Source organism: Alkalinema sp. FACHB-956 (genome assembly GCF_014697025.1).
In the GTDB taxonomy this organism is placed as follows: domain Bacteria; phylum Cyanobacteriota; class Cyanobacteriia; order Leptolyngbyales; family Leptolyngbyaceae; genus Alkalinema.
On sequence record NZ_JACJRC010000001.1, the window covers coordinates 97,329 to 112,251 of the forward strand.

At 51.3% G+C, this 14,923-nt stretch carries 11 protein-coding genes; 9 read left to right on the forward strand and 2 right to left on the reverse strand.

Annotated elements, in window-relative coordinates; all coding sequences use genetic code 11:
* Nucleotides 1-58 precede the first annotated feature (58 nt).
* On the reverse strand, nucleotides 59-2,500 hold the full coding sequence (locus tag H6G21_RS00455) for a tyrosine-protein kinase domain-containing protein (RefSeq protein WP_190569387.1): 2,442 nt from the start codon (nucleotides 2,498-2,500) through the stop codon (nucleotides 59-61).
* 113 nt (nucleotides 2,501-2,613) lie between these two features.
* Nucleotides 2,614-4,089 carry an SLBB domain-containing protein gene (locus H6G21_RS00460; protein ID WP_190569389.1) on the reverse strand — a complete coding sequence of 492 codons (1,476 nt, stop codon included), beginning with the start codon at nucleotides 4,087-4,089 and terminating at the stop codon, nucleotides 2,614-2,616.
* Nucleotides 4,090-4,412: 323 nt separating this feature from the next.
* Here H6G21_RS00460 and H6G21_RS00465 point away from each other — a divergent pair, with 323 nt between their 5' ends.
* From H6G21_RS00465 to H6G21_RS00505, 9 genes are all read left to right on the forward strand, one after another.
* Nucleotides 4,413-5,240, forward strand: coding sequence for an ABC transporter permease (locus H6G21_RS00465; RefSeq protein WP_190569391.1), 828 nt, complete (start codon nucleotides 4,413-4,415; stop codon nucleotides 5,238-5,240).
* A 164-nt stretch (nucleotides 5,241-5,404) separates the two neighbouring features.
* Entirely contained in the window at nucleotides 5,405-6,688 is a 1,284-nt protein-coding gene (locus H6G21_RS00470; RefSeq protein ID WP_190569393.1) for an ABC transporter ATP-binding protein, read from the forward strand.
* A gap of 34 nt (nucleotides 6,689-6,722) precedes the next feature.
* Nucleotides 6,723-7,961, forward strand: coding sequence for a glycosyltransferase family 4 protein (locus H6G21_RS00475; RefSeq protein ID WP_190569395.1), 1,239 nt, complete (start codon nucleotides 6,723-6,725; stop codon nucleotides 7,959-7,961).
* A gap of 34 nt (nucleotides 7,962-7,995) precedes the next feature.
* On the forward strand, nucleotides 7,996-8,934 hold the full coding sequence (locus H6G21_RS00480) for a glycosyltransferase (RefSeq protein ID WP_190569398.1): 939 nt from the start codon (nucleotides 7,996-7,998) through the stop codon (nucleotides 8,932-8,934).
* Between the two features lie 42 nt (nucleotides 8,935-8,976).
* On the forward strand, nucleotides 8,977-9,945 hold the full coding sequence (locus tag H6G21_RS00485) for a glycosyl transferase (RefSeq protein ID WP_190569400.1): 969 nt from the start codon (nucleotides 8,977-8,979) through the stop codon (nucleotides 9,943-9,945).
* Between the two features lie 77 nt (nucleotides 9,946-10,022).
* Nucleotides 10,023-10,829 carry a glycosyltransferase gene (locus H6G21_RS00490; protein WP_190569402.1) on the forward strand — a complete coding sequence of 269 codons (807 nt, stop codon included), beginning with the start codon at nucleotides 10,023-10,025 and terminating at the stop codon, nucleotides 10,827-10,829.
* Nucleotides 10,830-11,077: 248 nt separating this feature from the next.
* Entirely contained in the window at nucleotides 11,078-12,148 is a 1,071-nt protein-coding gene (locus H6G21_RS00495) for a glycosyltransferase family 2 protein (RefSeq protein ID WP_190569405.1), read from the forward strand.
* Nucleotides 12,133-13,449: a glycosyltransferase gene (locus H6G21_RS00500; RefSeq protein ID WP_190570411.1), complete on the forward strand. Its 1,317-nt coding sequence runs from the start codon at nucleotides 12,133-12,135 to the stop codon at nucleotides 13,447-13,449. Before H6G21_RS00495 ends, H6G21_RS00500 begins: the two co-directional genes overlap by 16 nt.
* Before the next feature lie 147 nt (nucleotides 13,450-13,596).
* Nucleotides 13,597-14,652, forward strand: coding sequence for a glycosyltransferase (locus H6G21_RS00505; RefSeq protein ID WP_190569407.1), 1,056 nt, complete (start codon nucleotides 13,597-13,599; stop codon nucleotides 14,650-14,652).
* The last annotated feature ends 271 nt before the right edge of the window (nucleotides 14,653-14,923 follow it).

The window sequence follows — 14,923 nt, forward strand, 5'->3', positions numbered from 1 at the left end:
TTGCAGTATTGATTTAGGCTGGGGGCGATCGAGATGAAATCCCACATCGCTCCCAGGATTATGCGTAAAGATCGACGGAATAGTTAGTTGCACAGTTGGCGACAACCCCGAGGATGGGAATCCGGGCACCATTGAGGCGATCGATCGTCGTGGCCAGCGCATCGGCAGTGCCCCGCTTCCCTAACCGTGTGATTAAGACTAGACCACTAGTATTGGCCGCCAGCAATTTCACATCTGCCAGTCCCATCAACGGCGGCATGTCATAAATCACGAGATCAAAACTCTGGTGAAAACGCGGCATTAAATCCTGCATTTTTGCAGAGGCTAACAGTCGGGTGGGGTCAGGGGGTGGCTCGCCTGCACCAATGACAAATAAGCTGGATTCCCAAGAGAGTCGCTGAATCACTTGAGTCACGGTGGCTTTACCCATGAGACAGTCACTGAGCCCTGGCCCGCTCGGTAAGCCCAGTAAGGATTGAATCTGGGTACTGCCCCGCCGAAAATGGGCATCGACTAACAAAACTCGCTTCCCTAACGCTGCTGCTGCTTGGGCTAAGTGCACTGCGATCGTGGTTCGTCCTTCGGTGGGTAGGGCGGAACTGATCACCAGCCCGTTCTCTAAGCGACCTTCGCCCAATTGCTGCATGGCGCAGTACAGGGTACGGAAGGCTTCCATAAATCCGTAAGCATCATATTCCCGTAGCCAGTAATTGTTATTGGGATCAGCCAGCGCTAACTCGGATGCTGCCGTTTCTGCTTTGGTTGCTTCCTCCAGATCTAAATTAAGTTCCACGAGGGGCAGCGCTTTGCGATCACTGGGCAAGGAACTGGGTGCTCCGGCTCCATTGAGGATTGTGGTACTATCTCGATCGCCATTCTGTACAGCCAAGTCATCTTGGGCAGCACCCGCTTCCTGGCCATTTGCCTTGCGATTGAGTAAATCCCGCATACGGTTTTTCAGATTGGTGGAAGCTTCGTTGAGCGATTGGCTATCCACCGTATCTGGCATGCGCAAATCCACAATGTGCATGCCAGGAATGCCATCTTTGAGATCGGGATGCAGCGGAATAATGCCTAAAATTGGGAGCTTCACCTTGCGCTTCATTGCATCCACGGTATAGTACGTGTTTTCCAATTTTTCGATCAGGAAGGCAACCCCAATCCCAATGAAAATACCAATCACAGCCCCACTCATCATCCCTTTAATGGGGTTGGCACCAGGCTTCAGTTTGAGATTTTTCGGTTCAGAAATCAGTTGCCAAGGCACATCATTTTTGGCAGCTTGTACCTGGAGGCTTTCCTGGGTTTGCAGAAATCGCGTTAAGCTATCGGTCGCGATCGTCAAGTCTCGTTGAGTTTCGCTAAACTGACGCGACAAAATAGGTAACTGGCTATATTTGGCATTGAGGAAGTTGAGAACTTGATTGATCGTTTGCTGTTTAACGATCGCAATTTGTAGATCATTTTCTGCCACTGCCAACTGTTCCCCCACGGACTGTTCGGCTTCCTTGAGCATGACGGGCACAAGGTTTTCTGCCTGTCGTTGGAGGAGCTGAATATTGGGAGAGTTGGGGCCAAACCGTGCCGATTCAATGGCAATTTGTTGTTCGAGGAGTTGATATTTTTGCAGCAGCGCTTGATAACGACCGGATTGGCTGAGGGCGATCGTTTTACCTAGTTTTTCCTGAAGAATCTTGCGTCGTGTTTCTAGGCCCATAATTTCAACTTGTTTTTCTTGCCGCTGCTGCGTCCAAGTTGCAATTTGACCACTTAAGGTGCTGGAGTAATCTTTGATTTCAACAAAGTTATGGGTTTGTCGTAGGACTTCCAATTGCTTTTGTAAGTCATTAACCCGGTTTTGAATTTTAGGCAATTGTTCATTAACAAACTTCAACCCTTGTTTGAGTTGAGCCTGTTGATCTTCACGACTATATTCCAAATACCCCCGTGCTAACCGTTGCAGTAACAAAAGTGCTTTGTCAGGGTTGGAATCACTATAGCTGACTTCGATAATTTTTGTTTCGCCCAGCCGTACGATCGCGACTTTCTGAGAAACTACATCATAGGTTGTTCCGGGATAGCGATCGTTGACATCCTTCAAGATTTCCCCCATCAGTTTGGGGCTGTAGAGGACTTCAATTTGGGTAGAGTAGTCAAACTCCTTATTGGAAGGAGCCGATTTACTCTCGGTTAGCTGATCGTTGATATCTGGGCGTTGGCTCACGGGTTCCACCAACAACCGAAAACTCCCCTGAAACTCTGGGACACTGCGAGCATTTTTTAAACCCGATAGCCCCGCCATGGCGATCGCACAAATACCAATGACGATCGCTTTACGGCGTAGCATTCCCACAATTTGAGGCAGGCTCCAAGTGGCTTCTCCAGCCTGATCGGTGTCGCTACTAGGAGCAGCAGGCCCGATCGGATTACTCTGTTGGTTTAGTTTCTGCAACAGATCGTTAACGGTGGGTTTGGTAGAAGGCTGACGGGACATAGTCATAAGATGCGGCTTACGTTACAGCGGTTTTTAAGTAGCAGGTTTGAGTAGCAGGTTTGAGTAGCAGGTTTGAGTAACAGGTTCGAGTAGCAGGTTCGAGTGGAAGAAGAGGGACTCTATTTCCCAGGGAATTGTCTAAAGACGCCAAAGAGGGAGAAGATGCTATTGATAGGTGTGAGAATATTCCCGATCGTGTCCGTAATCTTGGCACCCAAGGAGCGATCGACCAGAATCACATCACGACTTTGCAATATAGGATTGGAATCGGAATTAATGGGTTTATCCAAATTGATTGCGATCTTGCGGCGGGCAACGGTGCCATTGGGATTCAGCCGAATCAGTTCCACCGTCTTCTTCTTGGCCCGTGGCCCAAAGCCCCCTGCCAACATAATCGCTTCATTCAGTGAAGTCCCTGTAGGAATCGTTTGAACCCCTGGAGCCAACACTTCACCCAGCAAATTCACCTTGATTTCTCCCGGAGAAACGTTGGCGCGACCGACTTGGAGAGCCACTTCTGACGGAATTTCGGTAGCGGTATGCAAAATCACGGTATCGCCATCCCGAATAGCAATATCTTGGCTGAGATCGCCATTCGTTAGGAGATCCCACAGACTGCTGTTAATAATTTCCGCCGTGCCATCCCGCAGGGGTCGCCGGATCTCGATTTGTTGTAAATTCGTTTGTTGTGTAATGCCGCCTGCCTCTTCAATAATTTGCGTCAGTTTGGGCAGTTCTCCATTTTTCGGTGTGACGACATAGGCTCCAGGCCGATTGACTTCGCCCAGAATCGCTACATGGACATTACTCATTTCCGAGAGCAACACCATAATCACAGGCTTGACTAATACCTGGGCATCCGCGTACAGTTTGCTAATGGTTGTAGCCGCTTCGGATTCAGTCATGCCCTCCACATCCACCGCCCCAATCACAGGCAGCATAATTGTGCCATCCACCATCAGTTGATAGGCTCCTGTAAATTCCGGCACGTTGTAAATGACAACATTAATGCGATCGCCGGGAGCCAATGTATACTGCACAGGCCGATTGGGTTGTGGGATCCCTCGATCGGGTACAGCCCAGTTGCGATCGGGTCTGGGGATGCCTGTCTCTGGAATGGCGTTAGGGTTAGCGTTAAGGTTGGCGTTAGGGTTGGCGTTAGGGTTGGTGTTAGGAATTACGTTGGGAGTTATGAATGGAGTCGGATTAGATGGAGTCGGATTAGGAATTGCATTTGGAATTGTGTTAGGAGTATTTGGTGAAGATGAATTAAATACTGGATTCGTTGGTTGAGGATTTAAAGAATTGGGATTGAGGTTGTTAAAAGTTGAATTTGAATTCGGAATGCTGGCTCCATTGCGAGCGTTAGGGGTAGAACGACCTGGAAGGATGGTAGGGGGCAATGGTGTGGTAATCGGCTTCAGGGGGTTGGGCGTGACTGGGGGAATGGTAGGGGGTAAGGGGGTTGCGATCGAGGCCGTTGTTGAAGTTGTTGAATTAGTCGTTTGAGCCAAGACAACCGCAGACAGACCACCGTGAGCGATCCAGAGGAGGGAGAGTAAGCTTGCAGAGGAGATCTGGGTTAGTCGGGACATGGGTGTGGGAGGAGTGGGGAGTGGGGAATGGAGGGGTGGGCGTGGGCGTGGGGTAAAGATAGATGATTAGATTTAGGGTGTGAGATTTAGGGTGTGAGATTTAGGGTGTGAGATTTAGGGTGTGAGATTTAGGGGGAGTGGGGAACGATCGTGGTTCCTAGGGTTACTATTCCCGCCTCCTGCGCCAACTCCGCACAACTTGGGGAAGTTATACATGGCCTGAAACGCATACAAAATCTTGAACAAAATCGTGGACTCGATCGGGAGCAATCGCCTTTCTAGAGTGGGATTAGCCAACAACAACTCTATGGTTGAATCGACTCATGACGTATCCCAAGGAACTGGTGATTGAATCAGGCCGTGCCCAACGCCAATACTGGCGTGACCTCTGGCGCTACCGTGAACTTTTTTACTTCCTCGCTTGGCGGGATTTGCTGGTGCGCTATAAACAAACCGCGATCGGGATTGCCTGGGCTTTGCTGCGCCCCTTCCTGACGATGGTGGTTTTCACTGTGGTTTTCGGTAGCTTGGCAAAACTTCCAGATAATGGTGTGCCCTATCCCATTCTCGTATTTTCCGCGATGCTGCCCTGGCAGTTTTTTGCTAACTCCCTGTCGGAATGTAGTAATAGTCTTATTACGAATGCCAATCTAATTTCCAAAGTCTATTTTCCCCGTCTAATTGTGCCGACCTCGGCAATTATTGTGAGTTTTGTAGATTTCATGATTTCGGCCATTATTTTGCTGGGGCTGATGGCTTGGTATAACTTTGTGCCCAGTTGGCGAATCTTGTTATTGCCGGGATTTATCGCGATCGCCTTTGCTGCCTCCATGGGAGCAGGTCTCTGGTTAGCCGCGCTGAATGTGAAATATCGCGATTTCCGCTATGTGGTTCCCTTTATTATTCAATTTGGTTTGTACATTTCACCCGTGGGCTTTAGCAGCACGATCGTCCCGGAAGCTTGGCGCTGGTTGTATTCCCTCAATCCCATGGTTGGGGTGATCGATGGGTTTCGCTGGGCGATTTTGGGCGGTCAGTCGGAACTGTATGTCCCAGGGTTGCTTTGTTCGATCGGCCTCGTGACGTTCCTGTTGATTGGTGGAATCCGTTATTTCCGTGCCTATGAGCGCTCCTTTGCCGATGTGATTTAAAGAGATCCCCCCTAACCCCCCTTAAAAAAGGGGGAACTGGAAAAAAGAAATTCAAAGTCCCCCTTTTTCTTGGTGTAGCCTCTCCGAAGTAGATAGGGGGATGTAGAGGGAGCTCCTCCAATAACTTCTAATTCCCTTCAGCCGTTTATCTCTCCGAAATTACAATGTCTAATTCCGTTATTCAAGTTGATCACCTGAGCAAACGCTACACGCTCCGCCACCAAAACACTGAGCGCTATCAGTCCCTGCGTGATACCCTCGTGCGCCAAACCAAACAACTGGGACGGCGAATTCTAGCCCCTGGCCGATCGATGGCTAAACCTTACCAGGAAGACTTTTGGGCGCTGCGAGATCTGTCATTTGATATTAAACAGGGCGATCGGGTCGGTATCATTGGTCGCAATGGTGCAGGTAAATCAACCTTGCTGAAGCTGCTGAGCCGCATTACCGAACCCACTTCAGGTCGGATTCGTTTGCGGGGTCGGGTGGCAAGCCTCTTGGAAGTCGGGACGGGTTTTCATCCGGAACTGACTGGGCGGGAAAATATTTTCCTGAATGGGGCCATCCTGGGCATGAGCAAAGCAGAAATTCAACAAAAGTTTGATGAAATTGTCGCCTTTGCTGAAGTTGAACGCTTTCTTGATACACCCGTGAAACGTTACTCGTCCGGGATGTATGTGCGATTGGCCTTTGCGGTGGCAGCCCACCTGGAACCGGAAATTCTAATCGTGGATGAAGTGCTGGCGGTGGGCGATGCCCAGTTCCAAAATAAATGCCTAGGCAAAATGCAAGATGTTGCCCATAGTGGTCGTACAGTCTTGTTTGTCAGCCACAATATGGCCGCCATTCGCCAGTTGTGTGATTCGGCGATTATGTTGCAGCGGGGAGAACTGATCTTTTCGGGGAGCGCTGAAGAAGGCGTTAAACATTACCTCAACAGCGCAGCGACGACGGGTAATGCGATTGGGATGGTGAGTTCCTACGGAATCGCTTTAACGGATGCGGCGTTGGAAGATGGAGATGCCTATCCCACCCGATCGCCCATCTTCGATCGTGACCATAGCCTCCGACTTCAGCTCCAGGCCCACAGTCCGCTGAGCGATTGTGCGGTAGTGGTGCAGATCCATGACGACCTCGGTACCTTGGTGTCGAGCCTGTGTACCGTCGAAGAAGGCATTGCACCCTTTGCGCTTAAAAATGAGGTGAGTATTCGGTTTGACCTGGGGCGGATGACACTATTTCCAGGCTCCTACCGCGTCAGCGTTTTCTTGTATCGATCGAATGATCCCATCACCTATCTCGCTGCAGAAGATGTTCTGAAATTTGAAGTTCAGCCCTCGATTATTCAAGATGCCATGTGGTCCTATCGCAGTGACCATGGCATTACCCGCTTAGCCCAAGGTTGCGCCCTGCTCAGCCATCAACCTTCCCTAGCGACCCGAGGTTAGACCCATGAAAATTGCGCCTATGAAAATTGCGCCTATGAAAATTGCATTTGTCAGCTACGAATATCCACCGGATACGGCGATCGGGGGAATTGCCACCTATGTGCGGCAAGCAGCGAAAATGTTGGCCCAGCGCGGGCATCATGTGGAAGTCTTTGCGGCGAGTCCCTCCCGTTCCGGCTGTGAAACTAGCCCTGGCCTGAAAATCCATCGGATTCAACCGCGCGATCGGGCCAGTTTTGCCCAGGAAATTGCACCGATTTTTGCGGAGCGTCATCGATTGGTCCAGTTTGATGTACTGGAAGGGCCGGACTGTGGGGCAGATGCAGCTGCTATCGTGGCCCAATTTCCCACCTTGCCGCTGGTGATCAAACTCCATACCCCCAGTTATATTTTGCAAAGGGTGGGCCATACCCCCTTGCAGGGCGCGGCGAAACTGCGATTTATTCTGGGTGCGCTGCGCCGGGGGCAGTGGCCCAAACTACCGCCAGACCAGCCGCTGTACGATCGCCAGTCCGATCCCGAATATCGCCACGCCTTACAAGCCCAAACCATTGCAGCCCCCTCCGCAGCGATCGGTCAGCAAGTCCAACAGGATTGGCAACTCGATCAATCAATTATCGATCTCGTGCCCTATCCCTACATTCCCACGCCAGCCCTCCTGGACATTCCCCTGGATACGCAAACCCAGCGAGTGACCTTTATTGGCCGGTTGGAAATTCGCAAAGGCATTCTAGATTTGATGCGGGCGATTCCCCAAGTGCTCCAGCAATACCCTGCCGCCAAATTCTGCTTTGTGGGACCTGCTTGGCCTTCGCCCGTCCACCAGTTGAATATGCAGGAATACATTTGTCGAAAACTGCATCGCCATCGCCATGCCATGGAATTCACGGGCGCTGTACCCTTGGATCACATTCCCAAATATCTAGCCCAAACGGATATCTGCGTTTTCCCCAGTATTTGGGAAAGTTTTGGTTTGGTTTGCCTGGAAGCGATGGCCGCAGGACGGGGCGTGGTAGGCAGTAGTTCCGGGGGCATGGTGGAATTGCTAGATGGGGGCAATGCCGGATTGCTGACGCCGCCCAAGCATCCTGAACTATTGGCAAAATCGATTCTCCAACTGTTGCAAAACCCTGATCTCCGACAGCAGTATGGCGAGATCGCCCGTGATCGCGTTCTGAGTCAATATAGCTTGGATTATATCGGCCAAATTCAAGAAGCGAGCTATCGATCGACCATCGATCGTCAAGCCAGTCGTGAAATCGTTAGGTTGTAAGCACTCCCATTCTATTTCTTTATTCACTGGATTTATGAAACCAATCATCAGTGTGATTGTTTGCACCCATAATCCGCGTGCCGACTATCTCCAACAAACGCTCAATGCCCTTGCTTGCCAATCGCTCCCTTTTTCCGTGTGGGAACTTTTGCTGATTGATAATGCCAGTCGGGAACCCTTGGAAGCGACGTGGAGCCTCCAGTGGCACTCCCAGGGCCGGATCATTCGTGAGGATAAAATTGGCTTGACGGCGGCTAGATTACGCGGTTTTGAAGAGGCTCAAGGCGAAATTCTCGTCTTTGTTGATGATGATAATGTTCTCAACGAGCATTACCTAGCAGAAGTTCAACGCAGTTTTCAACAACATCCCAGCCTAGGCGCGATCGGGGGCAAGTCCATCCCACAATTTGAGTCCTCGCCGGAACCGTGGATGGCTGAGTTTTACACCGTATTAGCCCTGCGTGACTTTGGCTCTCAACGCTTAATCAGCCCGATTTACAGCCCCGAGGACAAAATCGAATATCCCAGTTTTGCCCCCGCAGGCATTGGCCTCTCGATTCGGCGCATTGCCTTTGGGCAGTATGTCGATCGAGCCCAGAAGGATGCTGCGCGTTTGGCCTTAGGACGCACGGGCAAGCAACTCACCTCCGGGGAAGATAACGATATTGTGCTGACGGTGTTGGAAAACGGTTGGCAACTGGGATATTTTCCAGCGCTGGAAGTGACCCACTTAATTTCCGCCAATCGCTTAGAGCGGGATTACCTCGCCCGCCTCAACCAAGCCGCCATGCGATCGTGGGTGCAGGTGCTGGGAATGCACAACCTTAAACTCTGGGAACCGATCGCTCCTTGGACGGTCTTCCCCCGCAAAGCCAAAGCCTTCATCGCCTACAAAGCCTGGAAAGATGCCGCCGCCTACGTCCGTTGGCGTGGAGCCTGCGGCCTATACGAAGCCCTAGCTGGAATGGCTTAACTCCACTCTCCCACTCTCCCACCCTCCCACTCTCTTTTCCCTATGTCTGTCCTTCAACCCCTCTCCACCTTCGCCAAGGCGCTGCATTTAGGCCAATTGCTCTATCAAACCTACCATCGCCCTAAGGGAATTTTGCAAAAAACCTTAAAGCGAGGTGTGTTGAATGAATTGGGCGATCGCACGGCGCAACGGCAAATGGAAGCCGCAGCGGAAAGCTTACCCAGCTTAACGCCCAGCGACAATCCCGCCAAAATTTACTTTCTGAGTGGCGATCGCTTTTGGTATCAAACCTGTTTCTGCGCCTATTCCATGATTGCCCAGGCGGGTGTTTACTATCGCCCCGTGATTTACGACGATGGCACCCTGGATCAAACCTGTAGCGATAAAATTCGTCGCATTTTTCCCGATGCTGAGATTATAACTGCGCAATCTGTTGAAGAAACGTTAGATCAGCATTTACCTGCCAACACGTTTCCCACCCTGCGATCGCGGCGTTTGGAGTATTTCAACCTCCGCAAACTGACCGATATTCATGTCAATTCCCACGGCTGGAAACTCGTGTTGGATTCCGATATGCTGTTCTTCCGTCCGCCCCATTTCCTGATCGAATGGTTGAGGAATCCTAACCATTCCTGTTACATGCTGGATGTGGATAATGCCTACGGTTATTCCGATGCATTAATGACCCAATTGGCCGGTGCACCGATTCCTGATCGAATCAATGTTGGCATTTGTGGCCTCAATAGTGATGCGATCGATTGGCATGAGTTGGAATATTGGTGCAAAACCATGATCGATCGGGAAGGCACCCACTATTACCAGGAACAAGCCCTGTCTGCCATGCTGATGGCGCGGGATACCAGTTGGGTCGCGCCCCGGCAGGATTATTTGCTCATGCCCGATCGTCAGGAAGCAGAAAACCCCCAAGCTGTGATGCACCACTATGTTGCTGACTCTAAACCCTGGTATTTCCGCTACGGTTGGCAGCATATTGCAGCATGTACTAGCTAGCATTGTAGCTAACATCACCTAAAATATTCGCTCAATTTCAACCCAGCATTCTCCTTTTACCCCTTAACCGTTGAACTATGCACCCTTCTAACAAAATCATTCAAGGTTTCTGGATTGGCCCCAAGTTGTCTTTGATGGAGCAATTGTCGATTCGATCGTTTCTGGCCCAAGGTCATGAATACCACTTATACGCCTACGATGCCATCGACGGTGTACCCAAGGGCACAACGATTCAGGATGCCAATGAAATTTTGCCCTCCGATCGCATTTTCACCTACCAACATGGCGAGGAAAAGGGCAGTTATTCTGGCTTTGCTGACCTATTTCGCAGCCATTTGCTGGCAAAAAAAGGTGGCTGGTGGGCGGATTTAGATGTCATCTGCCTCAAACCCTTTGATTTTGCTGAGGAGTATGTGATCGCCTCCAGCTATGAAGGCAAATGGGGTAATCCTGCCATTAACTGCGTGATGAAAATGCCGCCCAACAGCGTTCTGGCGAATTATCTCTGTGAGCAAAGCGATGCCCGCGATCCCAATTCTCTCCGCTTTGCGGAAACTGGGCCGCTGCTGCTCCAGGATGCATTACGCAAATTGCAATTGGAAAACGCGATCGTCGATCACGAGATTTTCTGCCCCATTTCCTGGCGGACGGTGCAAAAGCGCATTGCCTACGCTCAGCCCTGTGCTTGGCCCTTGCGGGCGGGGATTCGCGTTAAGGAATTCGCCCGATCGATCCTCAAGCCCCACGTAACGCGCGATCGGGTCAGACCCAATTCCTACGCGGTACACCTGTGGAGCGAAATGTGGCGACGCAACCAGTTGGATAAGAATGGCGTATTTCATGACAACTGTTTGTATGAAAAGCTGAAACAACAGTATCTCTAATACCCAATTGATTAATCACTGCGACAAATCTGATCCCCCCTACCCCCTATCTCCTATGGAAAGGCTACGCCAAGAAAAAAGGGAAACCGTAATAAAGGGGAAACGGGAAAAAGGAAATTCAAAGTCCCCCTTATTAAGGGGGATTTAGGGGGATCGTGATGCATTGCAATTACCAATTGATTGGGTCGATTCTCTTGCATAACACAGCACCATTCCCTGTTCAGCCCCTTAGCGATGCGCCCTAGCCTATGCAACCTTTAGTCTCTATCCTGATTCCTGCCTACAATGCTGAGGATTGGATCGCCAAAACCCTTCAGTCAGTCCTGAAGCAAACTTGGCTCAACATTGAAGTCATTGTTGTTGATGACGGTTCTTCGGACAATACCTTCAACATTGCAAAACAATTTGAAAGCACGATCGTCAAAGTTTACAGTCAACCCAACCGAGGGGCGGCGGCGGCTCGAAACTATGCCCTCCGGCAAGCCCAGGGCGAGTTTATTCAGTTCTTGGATGCCGATGATCTCTTGGCGATCGACAAGATTGAGCAACAAATGCAGCTTTTGCTGTCCACCGTTGCACCGGGCGAGGCTCCCACCTGTATTGCTTCTGGGCCTTGGGCGCGGTTCTATCTCAGTGCGGAAGAGGCGGAATTCATTCCCCAACCCCTCTGGCGGGATTTTGCGCCGATCGATTGGCTGGTCTGCGCTTGGGAAGGGCACTGGATGATGCATCCGGCGGCTTGGTTGGTACCAAGGGCGATCGCGGAGGCGGCAGGCCCCTGGGATGAGGCGTTGTCGTTAAATGATGATGGTGAATATTTTGCCCGCGTGATTTTGGCAAGTTCAGAAGTCAAATTCTGCGCCACCGCAAAAAGCTACTATCGATCGGGGATTTCCGGTAGTTTAAGCGATCGTAAATCCGATGCTGCCTATCGATCGGCCTACCGCGCGATCGCCGCTGGCAACACTTGGCTGTTGGCGGCAGAAACCAGTCCCCGCACCCGCAAAGTCTGCGCCACCCAATTCCAGCGGTTTATCTACGAAACCTATCCTGCGGTTCCGGAGTTGCGGCAACAGGCAGCGCAATGGGTTCGGCAACTGGGAGGATCGGATTTAAAACCTACCGGTGGGCCGCTGTTCCAGAAATTATCTAAATTCTTAGGATGGCGTTTTGCTAAACAGATCCAGCAATGGATTTATCAACAGGGTTACCGTCGCTGGCAGATTCAACGGAAGAGTCAAGCCGTAATTACAAACGCGAGTACCGCAGTCAATACGAGTACAACGGCAGCGGAGGCTTTGGCATGGCGCGAATCTTAATTTTAATCGGTGGCCATCTCTGCACGGCTCCCCGTCCCCAAAAGGAAGCAGCGGCTTTGGCGGCGGCAGGTCACGAGGTTCTGGTTGCTGGGATTTGGTTTGATCCAAAATTGTGCGATCGCGATCGGGAATTGATGGCAAACCAGTCTTGGAAATTTCAACCGATTTTGGATTTTCGGGGACTGACGATCGGTCAAAAACTACAGCGATTGGGCATTCGTCTACAAGCAAAAGTTGCCCGATCGCTCTACCAGAAGTTCCAAATGACCCTACCTGCGCTGTTGGGCTATGGGGCTCCAGCGATGCTGCGCTTTGCGAAAACCTATTGGGCGGATTTAACGATCGTCCATTCGGAAGCGGGCCTGTGGGTGGGACAGCAGTTACAACAACAGGGCTATACCGTTGGCGTTGACTTTGAAGATTGGTTTTCTGAAGACTTACTGCCTTCTGCTAAGGCACAACGCCCGATCGCTTGGATTCAGTCGTTAGAAGCCAGTCTCGCCCGTAACTGCCAGTATTGTTTAACCCCTTCCCAGGCAATGGCCCAGGCAATGGCAAATGCCTATCAAAGTCCAACACCAACGGCAATCTATAATGCATTCTCCAGCCTGTTTCCAGCCGCGTATAAAAATTTGACTGCTCGCAATTCGCAGATTTCTAGTTCTGAGCAGCAGGCCCACGATCGCCAGGATTTTGCAACGCCTTCCTTGCATTGGTTTTCCCAAACGATCGGGCCTGGTCGTGGACTGGAAACTCTGCTAGCTGCCCTGCCTAAGGTACAAGCCCCGATTCAAATTCACCTGCGGGGCAACTGTCCAGCAGTGTATCGCGATTGGTTAATGGCACAGGTTCCCGAGGGCTGGCACGATCGCCTATTTATTCACGAGACGGTGGCTAATTCAGCGTTACCATGGCGCATTGCTGAGCACGACATTGGTCTTGCGTTGGAAACGACCACGATTCCCAGCCGCGATCTGACTGTAACGAACAAACTGTTTCAGTATCTCCAGGCGGGATTGGCGGTGATTGCCACGGATACCGCAGGGCAACGGGAAGTCCTCCAAGCCCATCCCCAGGCGGGACAGTTGATTCCCAGTGATGACCCGATCGCCCTAGCGCAGGCCATCAACACCTGGGCTCAGCAACCGGAGCAACTCGCGATCGCGAAGCAGGCGGCTATCCAGGCAGGACGTGCGATCGACTGGGAAACGCAGATTCCACAATTGTTACATCGGGTGGAACTGGCCCTACGCCCCGCGCACACTCAGTTACCGCCAACACCCTCTTCCATCTTGGTGTAATCGATCCCCCCCTAGCCCCCCCTTAAAAAAGGGGGGAACCGGAAAACTCAAAGTCCCCCTTATTAAGGGGGATTTAGGGGGATCGGATCTCTGCAAGCACCCGTTGATTTGGTATTCAATTCATTCTCCTAATTGAGGTTGTATTCAATGCGAATTCTACTCACCGCTGACCCTGAATTACCCGTTCCTCCGACCCTCTACGGTGGCATCGAGCGCATTATTGATTTCGTGGCACGGGGATTAAAGGAACGTGGCCATACCGTGGGTTTGGTGGCCCATCGCGATTCAATTTGCCCCGTCGATCGCCTGTTCCCCTGGCCCGGATTACAATCCCAATCGCTGTCAGATACGGTGATGAATACGACAACGCTTTGGCGATCGGTGCAGCAATTCCAGCCGGATATTTTGCATAGCTTTTCGCGATTGCAATATCTTCTGCCCCTGTTGCCGCAATCGTTGCCCAAAGTTATGTCCTACCAGCGGCAACCCACGCCTAAAACCGTTGGCATGGCTGCGAAATTAGGCGGCAATAACCTCTCCTTTACAGGCTGTAGCGAACATATTTGTCGGCAAGGTCGCCTAGCGGGAGGCACTTGGACGAGTGTTCACAATGGCATTGAACTAGAACGCTATCAGTTTCAAGCCCACGTCAGCAACGATGCGCCGCTGGTCTTTTTGAGCCGATTGGAACAAATTAAAGGCGTGCACAACGCGATCGCGGTGGCCAAGGCAACGGGACGGCGGTTATTAATCGCTGGAAACCGTGTCTCCAGTCCCGAAGGAGAAGCCTACTGGCAAACGGAAATTGCACCCTATTTGGATAAAGACGGCATTGAATACGTTGGCCCCGTGAACGATGTCCAGAAAAACGAACTGCTGGGTCAAGCAGCGGCGATGATTGTCCCGATCGAATGGGATGAACCCTTTGGCATTGTCTTTGCAGAAGCGCTGGCCTGTGGAACCCCCGTGATTTCCAGCCCACGTGGGGCCTTGCCGGAAATTGTTCGACCGGGTGTTGATGGGTTCCTGGTGAAGTCGATCGATGAAGCGATCGCAGCGGTGCGGCAACTGGAGACAATAGATCGTCAAAATTGCCGAGAACGGGCAGAAACACATTTTGCTGCCAACGTGATTGTCGATCACTACGAAGCCCTCTACCGTCGCCTGTGCGCCAAGGGCCAAGCCACTCCAGCCCTGTGCTAAACCCCGATCGTTGCTTCTAATCACAGTTTTTCTACCTCATCTCCTGAGTCAGTGTATGCCCCCAAATCTACGGATTCTGGGGGATTTTGTCTTGCTTGGGGGGGGGAATTGCATCTTGGACATCTGCCTATACACGATCGCAAACGTCCGGCGGCCTATCGTTGAGTAGAGCAATACACCCCAAGTCATACCAACAAGTCATACCAAATTGATTGGTCAATGCTACAAATCTGATCCCCCCTAACCCCCCTTAAAAAAGGGGGAACTGGAA